This is a genomic window from Microbacterium oleivorans (genome assembly GCF_013389665.1).
In the GTDB taxonomy this organism is placed as follows: Bacteria; Actinomycetota; Actinomycetes; order Actinomycetales; family Microbacteriaceae; genus Microbacterium; species Microbacterium oleivorans_C.
Window position 1 is genome coordinate 859,369 of the sequence record NZ_CP058316.1, and the last position, 18,419, is coordinate 877,787.

The following is an 18,419-nucleotide window of genomic DNA, read 5'->3' on the forward strand; positions in this document are numbered from 1 at the left end:
AGGCGCTCACCGACGGCCGTGACGGTGGTGCACTCAGCCCGCGGCGGGTACCGGGGTGCGCTGCACGCCGAGGATGTCGACGACGAAGACCAGCGTCTCGTTCTGCAGCTCGCTGCCCTCCTCAGCACCGTAGCCGGCCGCAGGCGGGATGACCACGAGCACCTGGGAGCCGACCTGGTGCCCTTCGAGCGCCTGCTGGAACCCCGCGACCACGCCCGTCGTCGGGAAGGCGGCGGGCTGACCGCGATCCCAGCTGGAGTCGAAGACCGTGCCGTCCGACCACTTCACGCCGGTGTACTGCACGAAGGCGGTGTCGCCCGACTCGACGGTCGCGCCGTCGCCGGTCTTCAGGTCGGCCAGCTGCACCTCGGTGGGGGCGTCGCCGCCCGGAAGCGTGATGGTCGGGGCACCGTCGTCGGCGAGCTCCACGGTGGGCATGCCGTCGACGGCAGGCTGGTCGGTGCCGGTGGCACGGGTCTCGAGCTCGTCGACGCCCTCGGCGACCACGACGACCGACGTGCGGCCCTCGCCGAATGCCGACCCCGGGATGGCGAGGGCGGCGGTGGAGCCGAGCGGGGCGCATTCGAGCGCCGCGACGAAGACGGAGTACTGCTGCGGGTCGAGCAGGATCGGCACGAGGCCCGAGTCGTCGGGCGAGGTGTCCTGGGACTGTTCGAGCAGCTCGCCGGTGGCACCGTCGTAGATCGCGTAGGAGCCCGAGATCAGGTCGCCCGCGGCGAGGTCGGGACCATTGCCTTCGGCGGTGAGCGTGCGCTCGATCTCGGCCGGCTCGAGGCCGGGCGTGACCGTCGCGGTCAGCTCCGGCGCTGAGCCCGAGACCTCGATGCTGTCGGAGGACTCCCCCGGCTGGGCGTCGACGAGGCACTGCGACGGGGTGCCCGAGGCATCCGGGGTCGCGGACTCCGTGGGTGCGCCGCCTCCGGCACACCCGGCGAGGGCGAGCGCCGAGACGGCGGCGACGGACAGAGCGGCGAGCGGACGCAGACGCACGGGTGACCTCTTCGATCGGGAGACGGGAGCTCTCATCCTCTCGCATTTCGATCAGTGCGGCCTGAGAGCCGCGGATGCCGACCCCGAAGGGCCGGCATCCGCGGTGAGGATCGGCATCCGGTCCGAGAATCGCCGGCTCGAACGGATTCCCACCGCGAAGGCGGATTCTCGGAACGACGGGGGGTCTCAGCGGCGCGGAGCCTCCAGCCGCCGGCGAGCGCGTTCCTCCTTGGCGGAGGCCTCGTCCAGGGCCGCCTCGCCGAGGCCCTGCGTGCTGACGGCCCCGGTGTCGTCCGACATCCCGTCGTGCCCGTGTCCGGTGAGCATCGACTCGTCGAACGGACGCTCGCCCGACAGCACGGCGCGGGCCTGCTCGCGGTCGAACTCCCGCGTCCAGGTGCCGATGAGGATGGTGGCGACCGCGTTGCCGGTGAAGTTGGTGAGGGCTCGCCCCTCGGACATGAAGCGGTCGATGCCGACGATCACGCCGACGCCGTTGACGAGGTCGGGGCGGTAGGCCTGGAGGCCGCCGGCGAGGGTCGCCAGCCCCGCCCCGGTGACACCTGCCGCCCCCTTGGACGCGATGATCATGAAGACGAGGAGACCGATCTGCTCGGGGATCGACATCGGCGCGCCCATGCCCGCGGCGATGAACAGCGACGCCATGGTCAGGTAGATGGCGGTGCCGTCGAGGTTGAACGAGTACCCCGTCGGAACGGTGATGCCGACGACCGGCTTCGACACCCCGACGTGCTCCATCTTCGCGATGAGCCGCGGCAGGGCGGACTCGCTGGAGGAGGTGCCCACGATCAGGAGGTACTCGCGCGCCAGGTACTTCATGAGGCTGAAGATGTTCACACGCGCCACGGCGTAGAGGATCGTCCCGAGCACCGCGACGATGAAGACGATGCAGGTGATGTAGAAGGCGATCATCAGCACGCCCAGGCTCACGATCGCGGCGACGCCGGTCTTGCCGACGACCGCGGCGATCGCCCCGAACGCACCGATGGGGGCGAGCCACAGGATCATGCCGAGGATGCGGAACACCAGGGTCTGCAGGTGCTTGACGGCGCCCATGATGGGCGCACCCTTCTCGCCCAGCCCCTGGAGGGCGAAGCCGACCAGCAGCGCGATGAACAGCACCTGGAGCACGCTCTCGCCGGTGAAGGCAGAGAAGAACGTCGTCGGGATGATGCCGAGCACGAACTCCGTCGTCGTCTTGGCCTCGGCGGCGGCGCCGGGGTCGTAGGTGGCGCTCTGCATGTTCAGCCCCTCACCCGGGTGGATGATGTTGCCCACGACGAGGCCGATGGCGAGCGCGAACGTCGACATCACCATGAAGTAGAGCAGCGCGAGACCGCCGATGCGGCCCACCGTCGCCGCCTTCGCGATCGACCCGACCCCGACGACGATCGTGCAGAAGATGATCGGCGCGATCATCATCTTGATGAGGTTGACGAATCCTTTGCCGAGCGGTTCGAGGCCGACGGCGAATGCCGGCCAGACCAGGCCCACGACGGCGCCGAGGACCACCGCCAGGATGACCGAGATGTAGAGCCACGTGTGCTTGTCCCAGGCCTGCTTGCCCTTGCGGGCGTTATAGCCCGGAAGGCGGAAAGATGATGTGAGAGCCATGGTCTCCTCCAGCTGAACAGTCGTTGTCCGATGCCGACGCCTCTGTCGGTGCGACCCCAGCGTGCGCCCGTCCCCCGTCGTCGCCGATTTGTGGTCGTATTGGTCCCGGGGCGCGATCGATGCGCCACCGCCATGCGATGGAGCACGACGAGGAGCGGCGATGAGCAGACACCGGCGCAGCCGCAGCGCGGCCTCGCTCGTGTTCGTGGCGGTCACGGTCGCCGTCGTGGTGCTGACCCTCGCGATCGCCGGCATCCTGATCGTCGACGGCCAGCGCACGGCGCGCGGCGAGGCCGAGCGGGTCACGCAGGCCGTCGCGCAGACCGTGGCCGACACCGCAGCGGTCGCCCAGCTGCTCGCCGAGGGCGACTCCGCTCGCGCCTCCGCCGAGCTGCAGCCCCAGGTCGAGGAGGTCATCATCGACGCGCGCGTCGACTTCGTCACGATCATGGATGCCGCGGGCACCCGCATCACCCATCGCGACCGCGAGAGGATCGGCGAGCCCTATCTCGGCTCGATCCCGACCGAGCCCCGCGCGCTGACCGAGGAGTTCACCGGCACCCTCGGGCCGTCGGTACGGACGATCGTGCCGGTCGAGCGCGACGGCCTCCTCGTCGGCTGGGTGTCGGTGGGGGTCACGGTCGGCAGCATCGCGGCGACGCTCGGGCCGCGCATCCTCGTGGTCGTCGGCATCGCCGTCGCGCTCCTCGCCGCGGGCGTCCTCGGCGCGGCCGTCGCGCGCCGGGCGACCCGCCGGGTGACCGGCGATCTGCCGGCGGGAGCCGTCCGCGACGCGGTGTCGTCGTTCGAGTCGCTGCGGACCCTCGGCGAGGCGCTCCGCGCTCAGACGCACGAGCACGGCAACCGGATGCACACCGCTATCGCCCTGCTCGAGCTCGGCCGCACCCCCGAGGCGATCGACATCCTCGCCGAGACCTCGCGGCAGAGCCAGGTGCTCGTCGACCAGGTGGCCGCCCGGCGCGACGGAGACCCCACGGTGGGAGCGCTGCTGCTGGGCAAGGCATCGCAGGCGAAGGAGCGCGGCATCCGGTGGCGTTCGCGCATCGACCCGGACGCGCCGAGGTCGGTGCTGTCCGCCGTCGACGCGGTGTCGGTCGTCGGCAACCTCATCGACAACGCCCTCGACGCCGCAGCGGCGGCCGCCGAGCCCCGATGGGTCGAGGTGAGGATGACACGTACCGCCGAGGACGAGCTCGAGATCGCCGTCGCCGACTCCGGCGCGGGCGTACCCGCCGAATTGAGACGTCGCATCTTCGAGCACGGGTTCTCGACCAAGCCCACGGGCGCGGAGGGGCGCGGGGTGGGACTGGCTCTGGTCTCGGCGATCGTCGAGGACGCCGGCGGGGTCGTGACCCTGGGCTCGGGCCCCACCACGTTCCGCGTCATCCTGCCGCGGAGGACGGCATGATCGGCGTGCTCCTGGTCGACGACGAGGCGCTGACCCTCGACCTGCACCGGCAGTACGTCCAGCGACTCGAGGGGTTTCGCGTCGTCGCCGAGTGCAGCGGCGCGCGTTCGGCTCTCAGCGCGCTCCTCGAGAGGCCCACCGCCGGCGACATCGAGCTCGTGCTGCTCGATATGACCATGCCCGACGGCTCCGGGCTCGACGTCCTGCGGCACGTGCGCGCGCGGGCGAGGAACGTCGACGTGATCGCGATCACCTCGGTCCGCGACGCCGACGTCGTGCGGCAGGCGGTCGCTCTCGGCGCCGTGCAGTACCTCGTGAAGCCGTTCACCTTCGCGGATTTCCGGGAGCGGATGTCGCAGTACGCGCGGTTCCGGGAGCGTGCGGACGAGACCACCGGGGCGGCGACGCAGGCCGAGATCGACGCGATGCTCGGCGCGCTGCGCCCCGTCGCCGCACCGGCTCCCAAGGGCCTCACGCCCGAGACGCTGGAGCGCGTGTCGATCCGGCTGCGCGACGCCGGCGCCCTCTCGGCCCGCGAGGCGGCCGAGGCACTGGGGATGTCGCGGGTCGCCGCACGGCGCTACCTCGAGCACCTCGCCGACGCCGGCCGCGCCGAGCGCGCTCAGCGTTACGGCGCGCCCGGCCGCCCCGAGGCCGAGTATCGCTGGCGGGGTTGATCGCGAGAACGCACCGTCTCGCCCACCGCGTGCCGTTCGGCGTGCGCGCTCGGCCGTATGGTGCGTTCTCGGGGTTGCCCGACGTGAATCCTCAGCTCGGCAGCGACGAGCGGTGCAGATCGGCGGGGCCGATGCGCACGTAGCCGGGCAGCTTCGGCGCGATGCCGTCGCCGGCCGTGCGCCCCCGAAGGCGGCGCCACACCCAGGGCAGCGCGTCGCGCCGGAGCCAGCTCCCCTCCGCTCCGGGGCCGTCGTCGAGATGGAACGCCTCGTCGAGGTCGGCGAGCGCCTCGGCGTCGGGCACCCCGAGCGCCTCGGCGGCGCGGTAGGCCACGATGCGGTGCCCTCGCGAGCGCAGATGCACCTTGTCGTCGGCCCACAGCTCGAGGCGAGTCAGCTCGGGCGTCGCCTCGAGGTCGACGAGGATCGCACCGGTGTCCGCGGCGATGGTGCGCAGCCGCGCGTTGTACGCAGCGAAGCGGTGGGCGAGGATGCCGGCGGCGACCCGCGCGGGCAGGAACACCGTCGCGAGCAGAACATCGGCGCCGGAGTCGCGCAGGCGGCGCACCGCGATCTCGACCTCATCGGCGACCGCGGCCACGTCGACCCGGACGCACACGAGGTCGTTCGCCCCGATGAGCACCGACACGAGGTCCGGGCGCAGAGCCAGGCACGCCGGAACCTGCTCGTCGACGAGATGGCGTACCCGGCGGCTGCGGACGGCGAGGTTGGCGTACTGGAAGACGTCCGCGTTCCCGCCGCCCCGAGGTGCGGCGTGGGCGAGCAGCTGCGCCAGCCGGTCGGCCCAGCCGCGGTGGGCGCCCGCCGGCATCCGCGACGTGTCGCACAGCCCCTCCGTGATGGAGTCGCCCAGGGCGACGTAGCGCCGCCACAGCGGCGGGGTCCCGGGGCCGACGGACGGGTTCGGACGCGGCCAGACCCGGGTCCGGACGCTGCGGTCGATGGCGTGCAGAGCGCCGGCGCGACCGTAGTGCTCCAGGAGGTCGTCACCCAGGCTCTCCCAGGTGCGGCCGACGACCGCATCTCGCGCGGCTCCGGCGAACGCCCGCCGCTTCGCGACATCCCCCACGAGATCGGCCACACGGGCCCGGAGGTCATCGGCGTCGCCCGGACGGTAGAGCCACCCGTCGATGCTGCTGCGCACGAGGTCGATCGGTCCGCCGCGGCCGGTGGCGACCACGGGCACTCCGCTGGCCTGCGCCTCCTGGATCGTCTGGCCGAACGTCTCGCTCTCACCCGGGTGCACGAACACGTCGAAGCTCGCCATCGCCGTGGCCAGCTCGTCGCCCTGGAGGTGTCCGAGGAAGACGGCGTCGGGCAGCCGGCGTTCGAGTTCCGGCCGCGACGGCCCGTCGCCGACGACGACCAGGCGCACACCCGGCAGCCCTGCCAGCGCCGAGAGGTCTTCGACCTGCTTCTCCGGCGCCAGCCGGCCCACGTACCCCACGATCGCATCGCCCGCGGCGACCGACGGGACCACCCGCGTCCGCCACTCCTCGTCGCGACGGTGCGGCGCGAACCGGATGCCGTCGACACCGCGCCCCCAGATCGACACCCGGTCGACGCCGAGCCCCTCGAGCTGACGGCGCGCGGCCTCCGAGGGAGCGAGGGTCAAGGTCGCGCGCCGATGGAGCCGGCGGGTGTGGCCGGCGGCGAGCGCCGTCGCGTGCGGCAGCCCGTACCGTTCGGTGTAGGCGACGACGTCGGTCTGGTAGACCGCGATGCTCGGCACCCCCATCGCCTCGGCGGCGAGGAGCCCCTGCCATCCGAGCACGAACGGCGACGCGAGATGCACGACATCGGGCCGGAACGAGCGCAGCGCGCGTGCGAGGGACGCGACCGGAGCCGCCGCGACGCGGACGGCCGGGTATCGCGGCAACGGCAGCGACGGGATCGAACGGCCGGGCATGGCGAGCGGATGGTCGCGCCCGGCGCCCGGGGCGACGACGAAGGCCTCGTGCCCGCGGTGCTCGAGATGCTCGAGCACCCGCAGCACGGATCCCGTGACCCCGTTCATATGGGGCAGGAACGACTCGGTGACCACCGCGACTCTCACACGACCAGGGTGCCGCTCCGCTCCGCGCGACGGGTGCCGCGCGGGCCCCGATCGCGCAGTGTTCACGCGATCCTCGGTCGCCGGTCATCTGGCGGTCGTCTGACCGTCGCCGTTCGACCGGCGTTCACCCCCGGCTGGTAGGGATGGGGCGTGACCGCCGAGCAGATGATCGCGATCGCGGGGGGCCCGGGCATCCTGGTGGTCGTGTTCGTCCTCGTGCTGCTGGACTCGGTCGTGGTCGTGGTGCCCGGCGAGCTGTCCGTGACGGCGGCCGGGGCTCTCGCGGCCGCCACGGGCAGCCCGCCGCTGACGGCGGTGATCGCGGTGGCGGCCGTCGCGGCGTTCTGCGGCGACGCACTGTGCTTCGGCGCGGGCCGGCGTCTCGGCCTGCGCCGTTGGCGCTGGATGCGCCACCCGCGTATCCGACGCGCCTTCGACGGGGCGGGGCGGCGCCTGGCCGGCGGCACCGCGACGGTCGTCTTCACCGCGCGGTTCATCCCCTTCGCGCGGCTCGCCGTGAACCTCACCGCAGGGGCGACGGGGGTCCCGTCGGCGCGCTTCCTGGGCATCGCCGCGGTGGCCGCGACATGCTGGGCGGCCTATCAGACGGTGGTGGGCGCGGCCATCGGAGCGCTTCTCCCCGACGCGCCTCTCGCCGCGATGGCGCTGTCGGTCGCAGTCGCCCTCACGCTCGGGGCCGTGATCGACCTCGTGACCGCCCGCGTCTCGCGCCGACGGCGCTGAGTCGCGGGCGGTGCGCGGCCCGCGGGGGGCTCACTCCCCGGTCAGACCGCCGAGCAGGTGGCCGAAGGACTTCCCCTCGCCGAGGTAGCTCGCGGGGTCGAAGGGGTCGGCGTCCCTCGCGGGGGTGCGCGCGAGGATGGCGGCGGCGAGCTCGCGGGCTCCCCGCTCGACGCGCGAACTCAGCGGGGCGACGTCGTCGGCCTTGCTGCCCCAGTCGCTCGACGCGGCGAACACGCCGGTCGACACGGGGGCCGCGTGCAGGTAGGCGAAGATCGGCCGGATGGCGTAGTCGATGGCCAGCGAATGACGGGCCGTACCCGCGTTCGCCCCGATGAGCACCGGCATCCCGGTGAGCGCCTCGGGATCGAGGACGTCGATGAACGACTTGAACAGCCCCGAGTAGCTCGTCGAGAAGATCGGCGTCACCGCGATGAGGGCGTCGGCCGAGACGACCGAGTTGATCGCGGATTCCAGAGCCGGCGGAGCGAAGCCCGTCAACAGGTTGTTCGTGATGTCGTGGGCGAGGTCGCGCAGCTCGACGACGTCGGCCGTCGCGGTCACATCGGACGCGGCGAGCTCGGCGATCGTCGCGGACGCCAGCCGGTCGGCGAGCATCCGGGTGGATGAGGGATTCGACAGGCCGGCCGAGACGACGGCGATGCGGCGCGCGCTCATCGGGCCGCTGCCGCGCCGAAGGCCGCACCGGCGGGCGCCGGGGCGTCCTGGTAGGGCGAGGGACCGCTGAGGTTGTCGCCGCGGTTCGCGCGGGGCCGTGCCTCGCGGGCCGGACCGTTGCCGTATGCGGCACGCACCCGGGCGGCGTGCGTCGGCGCGTCGGGCACCTCGGCCCCGCGACCCTCGGCGAGCTCCTTGCGCAGCACCGGGACCACCTCTCCGCCCAGGATGTCGAGCTGCTCGAGCACCGTCTTCAGCGGGAGCCCGGCGTGGTCGATGAGGAACAGCTGACGCTGGAAGTCGCCGAAGGTCTCGCGCATGGCGGCGTACCGGTCGATCACCTGCTGCGGCGACCCGACCGTGAGCGGGGTCATCTCGCTGAAGTCCTCGAGCGACGGGCCGTGGCCGTACACCGGCGCGTTGTCGAAGTACGGCCGGAACTGCCGCACCGCGTCCTGGGAGTTCGCGCTCATGAACACCTGGCCCCCGAGACCCACGATCGCCTGCTCCGGCGTCCCATGGCCGTAGTGCGCGAAGCGCTGACGGTAGAGGTCGATCAGGCGCTGGTAGTGCTCCTTGGGCCAGAAGATGTTGTTGGCGAAGAAGCCGTCGCCGTAGTACGCGGCCTGCTCGGCGATCTCAGGGGTGCGGATCGAGCCGTGCCACACGAACGGAGCGACGCCGTCGAGCGGGCGGGGGGTCGCGGTGAAGCCCTGCAGCGGGGTGCGGAACTTGCCCTCCCAGTCGACGACGTCCTCGCGCCACAGCTTGTGCAGGAGGGCGTAGTTCTCGATCGCCAGCGGCAGTCCCTGGCGGATGTCCTTGCCGAACCAGGGATACACGGGCCCGGTGTTGCCGCGGCCCATGATCAGGTCGACGCGGCCGCCCGACAGGTGCTGGAGCATCGCGTAGTCCTCGGCGATCTTCACCGGGTCGTTCGTGGTGATCAACGTCGTCGCCGTCGAGAGGATGAGGCGCTCGGTCTGCGCGGCGATGTAGGCGAGGGTCGTGGTGGGCGAGGACGACCAGAAGGGCGGGTTGTGGTGCTCCCCGATCGCGAAGACGTCGAGTCCGACGTCTTCGGCATGCTTGGCGATGGTCACCGCCGCGCGGATCTTCTCGGCCTCGCTGGGGGTGCGTCCGGTGGTGGGGTCGGCCGTGATGTCGCTCACGGTGAAGATGCCGAACTGCATCCCCGGCCAGCCGGTGCTCGTGCTCGTGTGCGTGTCCACGTGGGTCCGCCTTCCCGGACGCCGCAGCATCCGTTTCATGCAAATGAATATAAACCATGGAACGTCGGAGCGCTCGGGGTATTCCCGCGGGATAGTGTTTCATCCACGATGACGAACGCCACGACCGGCACGACCGCGACGCGCCCGAAACGGCGCGTCCCCTTCTGGGACAACGCCCGCTTCGCCTGCATCGTGCTCGTCGTCCTCGGGCACGCGGTCCAGCGCCTCACCTACGACTCCGACATCGCCATGGCGATGTACCTCGTCATCTACGCGTTCCACATGCCGGCGTTCGCGATCATCTCGGGCTACTTCTCCAAGTCCGACCCGCTCTCGCGCCGGCAGATGGCTCGGATCCTGACCGACATCATCGTGCCGTACGTCGTGTTCGAGGGGCTCTGGACGCTCACGAAGTTCCTCGTCGAGGGGCAGGCCAACCCCAACCCGACGCAGCCGTCGTGGACCCTGTGGTTCCTGCTCGCGCTCGGCATCTTCCGCCTGGTGCTCCCCTACCTCGCGCTGCTGCGCTGGCCTCTCGCCTGGGCGTTCGGGATCTCGATCATCGCGGGCTACCTGCCCAACATCGACTCCACCCTCTCGCTCTCGCGCACCCTCGGTTTCCTCCCCTTCTTCGTGCTCGGATGGTGGCTGCGCGACCGCGACGTCGTCGACCGGTTCGACCTGCTCCGGCGCACCACCTGGTCGGTGCTCGCCGGCGTGCTGACCTTCGTCGTCGCCGGCGGGGCGGCCTGGATGTTCATCGGCACCTGGCGCGAGATCAACCTCGGCAAGTGGCTCTTCTACGACGCCAGCTACTCAGACGCCGGCAGCGCGGAGTGGTGGGCCGGCGGCATCCGTGTCGCGCTGCTCCTGCTCGCGCTGATCCTGACCGCCGCCTTCTTCGCTCTGCTGCCCCGCGGCTCGCATCGATGGACCCATTTCGGCCAGTACACGATGTACGTCTACCTGCTGCATTCGTTCGTGCTGTATCCGTTCCGCGAATCGGGGGTGCTGCGCGACGCCGAGCCCACCTGGCTCTGGTTGCCGGTCGTCGCGGTCGCCTCGGTCCTCATCGCGCTGGGGCTGGCCACGCGGCCGGTGCGCCGGCTGTTCCGCCCACTCATCGAGCCCCGCCCCGGGTGGCTGTTCGTCGACCGCGGCCTGGCGGCACGCGAGGGCCGGCGCAACGACCCCACCGGGTCGCGCCGACCGCGCGAGGACGGCGCGGTCATCCCACGCAACAATCGAGCGGATGCCGCGGGCGGCTCGTAGCCTCGCTGCATGAGCGACCTCTCCCTCCCCGTCCTCGACTTCTCGCAGCTCGACGGCGATACCGCGGATGCGGCGCGGTTCCGGGACGAGCTGCGCGCGGCCACCCACGACGTCGGGTTCTTCTACCTCACGGGCACGGGCATCCCCGCCGGCCTCGAAGAGCGTCTGCACCGCGTGGCCCGCGAGTTCTTCGCGTTGCCCGAAGCCGACAAGCTCGCGATCGAGAACGTCAACAGCCCGCACTTCCGTGGCTACACCCGTGTCGGCGGCGAGCTCACGCAGGGGCGGGTCGATTGGCGCGAGCAGATCGACATCGGCCCCGAGCGCCCCGCCGTCGACGACCCGCAGGCGCCCGATTACGCCCGCCTCATCGGCCCCAACCTGTGGCCGGCCGCTCAGCCCGAGCTGCGCGAGGTGACCGACGCCTGGGTCGCACACCTGTCGGAGGTCGCCCGCCGCCTGCTGCGGGCCTGGGCCGAGGCCCTGGGGGCGCCCGCGTCGTACTTCGAGGATCACTTCGGCGAGCCGCAGACGCTGCTGAAGATCGTGCGCTACCCCGGCAAGGACGACCCGACACCCGGTCAGGGCGTCGGCGCGCACAAGGACTCGGGGGCGCTCACCCTGCTGTGGGTCGAGCCCGGCAAGGGCGGACTGCAGGTGCAGCGCGACGGCGAGTGGGTCGACGCGCCGCCGGTTCCCGGCGCGTTCGTCGTCAACATCGGCGAGCTCCTCGAGCACGCCACCGATGGGTACCTCATCGCCACGAACCACCGCGTCGTCTCGCCGCGCTACCCCGACGACCGCATCTCGGTGCCGTTCTTCTTCAACCCGGCGCTCGAATCCCGATTCCCGCTCATCGCGTTGCCGCCCGAGCTCGCTGCCGAGGCCCGCGGCGTGACGAAGGATCCCGCCAACCCGATCCACGGCGTCCACGGCGAGAACGCGCTGAAGTCGCGCCTGCGCGCTCACCCCGACGTCGCCGAGCGCTGGCACGCCGACCTCCTCGCCGCCCGAGCCTGACCGCGCCGCCGGCGGCATCCGCGCGGCGGAACGTCGAACACGCTCCCTCGCCACGAGGACGCACCGTGCGGCATGCGCGCTCGACGCGACGGTGCGTTCTCGGCGCCCGACAAAGCCGAAGGCCGCCCCACACCTGGGACGGCCTTCGCAAGAACGTTTTGCGCGATTGAACGCTGGGTCGTTCGCCTTATCGGCGGAGCCCCAGGCGCTCGATCAGCGTACGGTAACGCTGGATGTCGAGTTCCTGGAGGTAGCCGAGCAGTCGACGGCGCTGACCGACGAGCAGGAAGAGTCCACGGCGCGAGTGGTGGTCGTGCTTGTGGATCTTGAGGTGCTCGGTGAGGTCTTTGATGCGCTGCGACATCAGCGCGACCTGCACCTCGGGGGATCCGGTGTCACCGGGGTGCGTCGCGTACTCTTCGATGATCGCCTTCTTGACGTCTGCTTCGAGTGCCATAGATGGGATCCCCTTTCTTCTCACTGCGCGGCGCCCGACACCCGATGTGCGAGCTCTCTTTATCCGCGGCCGATCGAACGGCAACCGCTCTACTCTACCAGTCCTTGCGGCTCATCCGATGCGGCTGCGAGGACGACGAGCTCGCCCCGGACGGACCACGAATTACCTGCCATCCGCGTCATTGACCCATCGATACCCCACCCCGAGCCTGAAAAGGCGGCGCGGGGAATCGATCGAAAGATGGTGAGCGAAGTGCAAGTGACATCGAAATTCATCGCCGGAGTGGCTGCGGGAGCGTGCATCGCGGTCTCTGCGCTCGCACCGGCGACGGCCGACACGGGCGAGGCCGACGACGGGGTCGTCGGCCTCGTCAACGCCGTCGCGCCCGACATCGGCCGGACCAGCGTTCCGGCGCTCGACGCCGCCGACGGGAGCTTCGTGGTCGGCGACACCCGCATCCCCGGCACGGGCGACGGATGGTTCACGGTCGGCGGCGCCGCCGAACCGCTCTCCGTCTCGATGCCGAGAGAAGCGGATCCCGGTGCGGCGGCCCGCGCCGCCGACGGCTCCGTGGTGCTGCGCGGCGACGAGACGGGCATCGACGTGGTCGCACAGGCCGTCGACGAGGGGGCCTTGCGGATCCAGACCGTCGTCGCGTCGGCCGACGCGCCCCACGTCTTCACGTACGACGTCGCCAACGGCTACGAGCTGACGCAAGCGGCGGACGGCTCGTTCTGGGCGTACCGGCCCGGCGGCGAGGACCAGCTGGACCTCTACCGGATCCACGAGCCGTGGGCCCGCGACGCGGCGGGGGAACCCGTCGAGACCCGCTACGAGATCGTGGGCGATAGCCTGGTGCAGACGATCGTCACCGACGAGAACACGCAGTTCCCCGTGGTGGCCGACCCGACGTGGGAATGGTATCTCGCCGCCTACGGAGCCGGATTCAACAAGCAGGAGACCCGGCAATTGGCCAGCGCGGGTGCCGCGTCCGGGTTCTGCGGACTCCTGCCCGGTGCATTCGCCGCCGCCTGTGGCGTCCTCGGCGCACAATGGTTCCTTCAGGCGCAACTGGCGGCGGATGCCGGTGAGTGCGTGTTCATCGCGGTCGTCCCCGCGCCCGTCGCGGTTCGCTATGACTCCCACAACTGCACCTGACCGTCACCGCCACCGGAGGGAGCGCGCATGCTGTTGATCGTCGTCATCGTGGGGCTGGCCGCCGGTGCGGCGCTCGCCACGGCGCGCGTGCCCCGGCCCGAGCCGGGCGCCCTGACCGCCTCGCTGGTGCTGATCGCGGCCGGCGCCTCGTGGATCGTCGTGGAGTCGGCCGCATCGTCCGCATCCGGCGCCGGTACCGTGGCGGGACTCGGCTACGCCGCATCCTGCCTCGTCGGCTACGTGGGCTATGGCGCACAGAGGTGGGCCCGGCGCATCCCCGCCGCCGAGCGGCCGCCGTGGGGCCGGTTGCTGTGGCTGACCGTCGCCGGCCCCGCACACCTGCGGACGCGGATCCCGGACGAGAGCGCGAGGGGCGAGGCCGCCGCGCCCGCACCCGAGCACGCACGCCGGGGCGATCGCTGAGCCCGCCGGAACACGACGAGGGGCGGATGCCGCAGCATCCGCCCCTCGGTACGTTCCCGGGCGATCAGGCCTGGATCGAGCCCTGCAGATCGAGCTCGATGGTGACGTCCTTGCCGACGAGCACGCCGCCGGTCTCGAGGGCGGCGTTCCAGGTCAGGCCGAACTCCTCGCGGTTGATGACCGTCTTGGCGGTCGCGCCGGCCTTGTAGTTGCCCCACGGGTCGGTGCCGAAGCCGCCGAACTCGACGGTGAAGGTGACGGGCTTGGTGACGTCCTTGATGGTGAGGTCGCCGTCGACGAGGAAGTCGCCGCCCTGCTGACGCACACCGGTCGAGACGAAGGTGATGTTCGGGTACTGCTCGACGTCGAAGAAGTCGGCGCTGCGCAGGTGGTTGTCGCGGCCCTCGTCCTTCGTGTTGATCGAGGCGACGTCGACCTTGGCGTCGAGAGTCAGTTCGAGGGGGTTCTCGGGGGCGACGATGGTCGCCTCGGCGACGGCGAAGGTGCCGCGCACCTTCGAGATCATCATGTGGCGGACGCTGAAGCCCACCTCGCTGTGGGAGGCGTCGAGCACCCAGGTGCCAGCCTTGTAACCGGGGATTTCGGTGGTCGTGGTCATGATCGTCCTTCGTTCTCGAGCGTCCGGTGGGGTCCGGCGTACAGGGGCGGCAACGCGCCGCTCCGACAGTCTATTCCGGCGAATGCAAATTCGAGGTGACGAGACGACGACGGGCGGATGCCGCGCCGTGCGGCATCCGCCCGTGCGAGCGTCGGTTGGGGCTCAGCCCACCGCGAGGAGGTCGATGACGAAGATGAGGGTCTTACCGCCGAGGAAGTGTCCTCCCGCGGGTCCGTACGCGAGGTGGGGCGGGATGACCAGCTCACGGCGGCCGCCGACCTTCATGCCCGGGATGCCGTCCTGCCACCCCTGGATGAGGCCGCGAAGCGGGAACTGGATGCTCTCGCCGCGGTTCCACGACGAGTCGAACTCCTCGCCGGAGGTGTACTCGACACCCGCGTAGTGCACGGTGACGGTGTCGCCGGGCTTGGCCTCGGCACCGTCGCCGACGATCAGGTCGCGGACGACGAGGTCATCGGGCGCGGGACCCTCGGGGGCGTCGATCTCGGGCTTGGTGCGGTCATCAGTCATGGTCCCCATCCAACCCGAGCGCGGGGCCGGGTGCAACGCGGCGGGACCGCACGCGGGGCTCTTGACGACCGCGGTCCGCGTGTGGATCATGGGATCAGGCCAACTCAGCGCCCGGGAGACATGCAGGCATCGCCGCAGCACCGGGCGCTGAGTCTTTTCCCGGAGGTCACCTCAGCAGTGTCTGCCGCAACCTCGTCGCGCGCACGAGGTGCGCCTGCTCGTCGGCGAGCGCCTGGTCGTCGCGTCCGGTCAGTGCCCGCTGCCGGGCGGCTGCCAGCCGCGTCGCCTCGGCGATGAAGGCCCGCATCGTCTCGGCGCGACCCCCCGGGAGCGTCCGCGCCCACGCGATCGCCCGCCGCCGCCCGGCGCCTGTGGCGAGCAGATCGACCTCGACCGGCGTGAACCATCCCGCTGCGGCGTAGTCGCCCAGACGTTCGCGCGTGAGCCGCGACTCCTCGCGACGCAGCAGGATCACCCCCAGCACGAAGCCCACGAACAGCGGCACCTGCAGCGTGGCGTACAGGCCGAAGAAGTCCGTGAACACCGCGGAGCCGTTCCAGAGCGCGTGGAGCAGGATCGCCGCGGCGAGTCCCCCCGCCCACGGTGCGAAGACCGCTCCCCCGCGTGCGCCCCGGCGCACCGCGAGTCCGACGGCGAAGCCCGTCGCAGCGGTGAACATGACGTGCGCGAAAGGCGAGAGGATGCCGCGCAAGACGAAGGTGACGGTCACCTGGGCCACACCGCCCGAGATGAGACTGTCGGCGAAGTACAGGATGTTCTCGGTGAAGGCGAACCCGGCGCCGATCATGGCGCCGTACACCACGCCGTCGACGGGACCGTCGAAGAAGCGCCGTCCCAGCCGCAGCACGAGGAGGATGCCGAGTCCCTTCGCGATCTCCTCGACGAGCGGAGCCTGCACCACGCTGGCCATCGCCGACGACACCGCGTCGCGCGGTGGGCCGAGCGCGATGCTCAGTACGAGGTCGACTCCGAGCGCGATGACCACCGACGCGACCGCGCCCCAGCCCAGCGCGAGCCACAGCAGTCGCGGCGGCTCGGGCTCCCACCGGTCGACGATGCGCACGACCCAGAGCACCCCGAGCAACGGCAGCAGCGCGAGCACGGCGCCCACGACGGATGCCGCCACGCCGAGGAAAGACACGAGGTAGGCCGCGAGGCCGAGCAGAAGCACGAGGAGCACGGCTCCGACCCAGACGACGCCCCAGCCGCCGGGTCGACCGCCCACGGGTAGGACGGGAGGCGAGGTCGGCGCGGCAGGAACGGGCGCCGGACGACCGGGCTGCGGCTGCGAGAGCGGTGACGGGAACGACACGCCCCCACACTAGGGGCGCGCCGGGCCGACGGAGAGCCGGATCACCGCCGGGCCGCCGCCGGGTAGCCTGGTCGCATGCGCTTTGCCCACGTGATGACTGCGGGGGCCGACGATCCCCGCCTCGTGCTCGTCGCCGACGACCGTGCCACGTTCGTCGGCGACCTCTTCGCCGGCGCACCCGAAGGCTTGCAAGATCTCATCGAGCGCGGCGACGACGGGCTCGCCCGCGTCGCCGATGCCGTCGCCGAGACCGATGTCGTCTGGCACGATCTGCACGCCGCCTCCTACGCCTCGGCGGTGCTGTCACCCCCGATCGTGCTGGCGGTGGGCCTGAACTACGCCGCTCACTCGAGCGAGCTCGGTCTCAAGGCCGACAGCGCGCCGACCGTGTTCACCCTCTGGCCGAACTCGCTCACCGCGCACGAGGCCACCACGTCGTGGCCGAGAACCCTGAGCGAGTCGGTCGACTACGAAGCCGAGCTCGGGGTGATCATCGGCTCGGCGGCCAAGGACGTCGCCGCCGACGACGCCCTCGCGCACGTATGGGGCTACACCGTCGTCAACGACATCACCGCGCGCGACATCCAGTTCTCGGAGGCGCAGTGGTCGCGCTGCAAGTCGTTCGACGGCTTCACCCCGACCGGGCCGTTCGTCGTCACCGCCGACGAGATCCCCGACCCGCAGGACCTCCACATCTGGGCCGTCGTGGACGGCCAGACGGTGCAGGACGCCTCGACCGGACAGATGATCCGCTCGGTCGCGACCCTCGTCGCCCATCTCTCGACGGCTGCGACGCTGCTGCCCGGGACACTCATCTCCACGGGCAGCCCCGGTGGCGCGGGCTATTCGCGCGACCCGCAGATCTTCCTCCGCGACCGTTCGATCGTCACGGTGGGCATCGACGGCATCGGCGAGCTGCGCACGCACTGCCGCATCACGGGCTGAGGGCCGCCTCCGGGTCGCAGCCGCAACTGCGCCCGAGACGAAGCCCCACCTCGACGCGCACGCTGCGCCGCCCGACCGACCCGTCGCCCGGGTCGGTGAGCAGCAGATGGGCGGCGAGTCTGCCCATCAGCTCCATCGGCTGACGCACCGTCGTCACCGTGGGTGACGACGTGCGGACGGCCTGGATGCCGTCGAAGCCGGCCAGCCGCACCTCCTGCGGCACCGAGACGTCATGCGCGTGCAGCACATCGAGGGTCGCGAGCGCCAGCTGATCGGTCGCGCAGAGCACCGCGTCGGGGAGTCTGCCGTCGCGGATCCGTGCGGTCAGCCCCGGGAAGCGGGGCGCGCGCTCGAGGTCGACGGTGTCGATCACCTCGGCCCTCGCGCCGGGGTGGGCCGCGACGGCGTCGAGGAACGCCGAACGTCGCTCGTCGGTGTCGAAGCCGGCCGGGGCATCGATCCACCCGAACGATCGGACGCCGTGCTCGTGGACGAAGTGATCCACCAGCATCCGCTCTCCGCCGGCGTTGTCGGCGAGGACGTGGTGGGCATCGCCGATCTGCGAGCTGAGCACGACCACGGGCAGGGTGGAGGCCACCGAACCGAGCGACGCGTCGACGGTCGCACCCGGGAGGATCGCGAGGCCGTCGACCTGTCCGGCCGTGTCGGCGATCTCCGAGACACCCAGGCCACCGGTGCTCAGCAGCACGGCGGTGCCGTTGCGCTTGCACTCCAGCACGAATCCACGCTGGATCTCGTCGACGTACAGCGGGAACGTGCGAGGCTCGCTGCGTCGCGCGTCCTCGGCGGCATCCCAGGCCAGCAGACCATCGCCGACGTCCAGCTCGGCGAGGTCGGTGAGCCGGCCCGGCTGAGCATCCACCGGGTGGGCGGAGTCGACCGCGACCGGGGTCGCCGACTCCACCAGCAGGTCGAACAGGTGGAGCCCGAGCACGCCGGTACGTCCGCGGGCCAGGTTGCGTGCCGATCCGCTGGGCACGTAGCCCAGCTCGCGCGCGACCTGCAGCACGGCGTCGCGGGTCTCGCTGCGCACCTTGTCGGGCCGACGGAACGCGAACGAGACGGTGGCGATCGACACTCCGGCGCGCTCGGCGACGTCGTAGACGGTGGGACGCCCGATCGCCATGACTACCTCGATTCCTCGGGGAGTCTACCCAGCG

At 71.4% G+C, this 18,419-nt stretch carries 18 protein-coding genes; 8 read left to right on the forward strand and 10 right to left on the reverse strand.

Annotated features, from left to right (window positions below):
• Window positions 1-33: 33 nt before the first annotated feature.
• Window positions 34-1,011, reverse strand: coding sequence for an FKBP-type peptidyl-prolyl cis-trans isomerase (locus HW566_RS04250; RefSeq protein ID WP_178010702.1), 978 nt, complete (start codon window positions 1,009-1,011; stop codon window positions 34-36).
• 186 nt (window positions 1,012-1,197) lie between these two features.
• Window positions 1,198-2,646, reverse strand: a complete 1,449-nt coding sequence (locus HW566_RS04255; protein WP_178010704.1) for a cation:dicarboxylate symporter family transporter — start codon at window positions 2,644-2,646, stop codon at window positions 1,198-1,200.
• Between the two features lie 160 nt (window positions 2,647-2,806).
• Here HW566_RS04255 and HW566_RS04260 point away from each other — a divergent pair, with 160 nt between their 5' ends.
• Together HW566_RS04260 and HW566_RS04265 are read left to right on the forward strand one after the other, a co-directional pair.
• A complete protein-coding gene (locus tag HW566_RS04260; RefSeq protein ID WP_178010705.1) occupies window positions 2,807-4,075 on the forward strand; it encodes a sensor histidine kinase in 1,269 nt (422 codons plus the stop codon).
• Window positions 4,072-4,752 carry a response regulator gene (locus tag HW566_RS04265; RefSeq protein WP_178010707.1) on the forward strand — a complete coding sequence of 227 codons (681 nt, stop codon included), beginning with the start codon at window positions 4,072-4,074 and terminating at the stop codon, window positions 4,750-4,752. The genes HW566_RS04260 and HW566_RS04265 overlap by 4 nt, the downstream gene beginning before the upstream one ends.
• A 91-nt stretch (window positions 4,753-4,843) precedes the next feature.
• Here the strand turns inward: HW566_RS04265 and HW566_RS04270 are convergent, their stop codons facing one another.
• Complete coding sequence (locus HW566_RS04270; protein WP_218621646.1) at window positions 4,844-6,829, reverse strand: GDSL-type esterase/lipase family protein; 1,986 nt, start codon at window positions 6,827-6,829, stop codon at window positions 4,844-4,846.
• A gap of 150 nt (window positions 6,830-6,979) precedes the next feature.
• Between HW566_RS04270 and HW566_RS04275 the strand changes: the two genes are divergently transcribed.
• Window positions 6,980-7,573 carry a VTT domain-containing protein gene (locus HW566_RS04275; RefSeq protein ID WP_256728859.1) on the forward strand — a complete coding sequence of 198 codons (594 nt, stop codon included), beginning with the start codon at window positions 6,980-6,982 and terminating at the stop codon, window positions 7,571-7,573.
• 30 nt (window positions 7,574-7,603) lie between these two features.
• Here HW566_RS04275 and HW566_RS04280 read toward each other — a convergent pair whose 3' ends face one another.
• Window positions 7,604-8,248 (reverse strand): CE1759 family FMN reductase, encoded by a 645-nt coding sequence (locus tag HW566_RS04280; RefSeq protein WP_178010709.1) that lies wholly within the window; start codon window positions 8,246-8,248, stop codon window positions 7,604-7,606.
• The gene (locus HW566_RS04285; protein ID WP_178014659.1) at window positions 8,245-9,441 is read right to left on the reverse strand and encodes an LLM class flavin-dependent oxidoreductase; all 1,197 of its coding nucleotides are present in this window, start codon (window positions 9,439-9,441) and stop codon (window positions 8,245-8,247) included. Before HW566_RS04285 ends, HW566_RS04280 begins: the two co-directional genes overlap by 4 nt.
• A 147-nt stretch (window positions 9,442-9,588) precedes the next feature.
• Here HW566_RS04285 and HW566_RS04290 point away from each other — a divergent pair, with 147 nt between their 5' ends.
• Together HW566_RS04290 and HW566_RS04295 are read left to right on the forward strand one after the other, a co-directional pair.
• On the forward strand, window positions 9,589-10,752 hold the full coding sequence (locus tag HW566_RS04290; protein ID WP_178010711.1) for an acyltransferase family protein: 1,164 nt from the start codon (window positions 9,589-9,591) through the stop codon (window positions 10,750-10,752).
• Between the two features lie 9 nt (window positions 10,753-10,761).
• Complete coding sequence (locus HW566_RS04295) at window positions 10,762-11,772, forward strand: isopenicillin N synthase family dioxygenase (protein ID WP_178010713.1); 1,011 nt, start codon at window positions 10,762-10,764, stop codon at window positions 11,770-11,772.
• A gap of 187 nt (window positions 11,773-11,959) precedes the next feature.
• Here HW566_RS04295 and rpsO read toward each other — a convergent pair whose 3' ends face one another.
• Window positions 11,960-12,229: a 30S ribosomal protein S15 gene (rpsO, locus tag HW566_RS04300; RefSeq protein ID WP_150419498.1), complete on the reverse strand. Its 270-nt coding sequence runs from the start codon at window positions 12,227-12,229 to the stop codon at window positions 11,960-11,962.
• Between the two features lie 258 nt (window positions 12,230-12,487).
• On the opposite strand from rpsO, the gene HW566_RS04305 reads away from it, so the two are divergent.
• Together HW566_RS04305 and HW566_RS04310 are read left to right on the forward strand one after the other, a co-directional pair.
• Window positions 12,488-13,387, forward strand: a complete 900-nt coding sequence (locus HW566_RS04305) for a hypothetical protein (RefSeq protein ID WP_178010715.1) — start codon at window positions 12,488-12,490, stop codon at window positions 13,385-13,387.
• A 27-nt stretch (window positions 13,388-13,414) separates the two neighbouring features.
• Window positions 13,415-13,810, forward strand: a complete 396-nt coding sequence (locus tag HW566_RS04310) for a hypothetical protein (RefSeq protein ID WP_178010717.1) — start codon at window positions 13,415-13,417, stop codon at window positions 13,808-13,810.
• A 64-nt stretch (window positions 13,811-13,874) separates the two neighbouring features.
• On the opposite strand, the gene HW566_RS04315 is transcribed toward HW566_RS04310, so the two are convergent.
• From HW566_RS04315 to HW566_RS04325, 3 genes are all read right to left on the reverse strand, one after another.
• The gene (locus HW566_RS04315; protein ID WP_178010720.1) at window positions 13,875-14,429 is read right to left on the reverse strand and encodes a YceI family protein; all 555 of its coding nucleotides are present in this window, start codon (window positions 14,427-14,429) and stop codon (window positions 13,875-13,877) included.
• A gap of 162 nt (window positions 14,430-14,591) precedes the next feature.
• Complete coding sequence (locus HW566_RS04320; RefSeq protein WP_178010722.1) at window positions 14,592-14,960, reverse strand: FKBP-type peptidyl-prolyl cis-trans isomerase; 369 nt, start codon at window positions 14,958-14,960, stop codon at window positions 14,592-14,594.
• Window positions 14,961-15,126: 166 nt separating this feature from the next.
• The gene (locus HW566_RS04325) at window positions 15,127-16,206 is read right to left on the reverse strand and encodes a PrsW family intramembrane metalloprotease (protein WP_256728860.1); all 1,080 of its coding nucleotides are present in this window, start codon (window positions 16,204-16,206) and stop codon (window positions 15,127-15,129) included.
• A gap of 162 nt (window positions 16,207-16,368) precedes the next feature.
• On the opposite strand from HW566_RS04325, the gene HW566_RS04330 reads away from it, so the two are divergent.
• Window positions 16,369-17,238 carry a fumarylacetoacetate hydrolase family protein gene (locus HW566_RS04330; protein ID WP_178010726.1) on the forward strand — a complete coding sequence of 290 codons (870 nt, stop codon included), beginning with the start codon at window positions 16,369-16,371 and terminating at the stop codon, window positions 17,236-17,238.
• Here HW566_RS04330 and HW566_RS04335 read toward each other — a convergent pair.
• Window positions 17,228-18,385 (reverse strand): LacI family DNA-binding transcriptional regulator, encoded by a 1,158-nt coding sequence (locus HW566_RS04335; protein ID WP_178010728.1) that lies wholly within the window; start codon window positions 18,383-18,385, stop codon window positions 17,228-17,230. The genes HW566_RS04330 and HW566_RS04335 overlap by 11 nt on opposite strands.
• Between the last annotated feature and the right edge of the window lie 34 nt (window positions 18,386-18,419).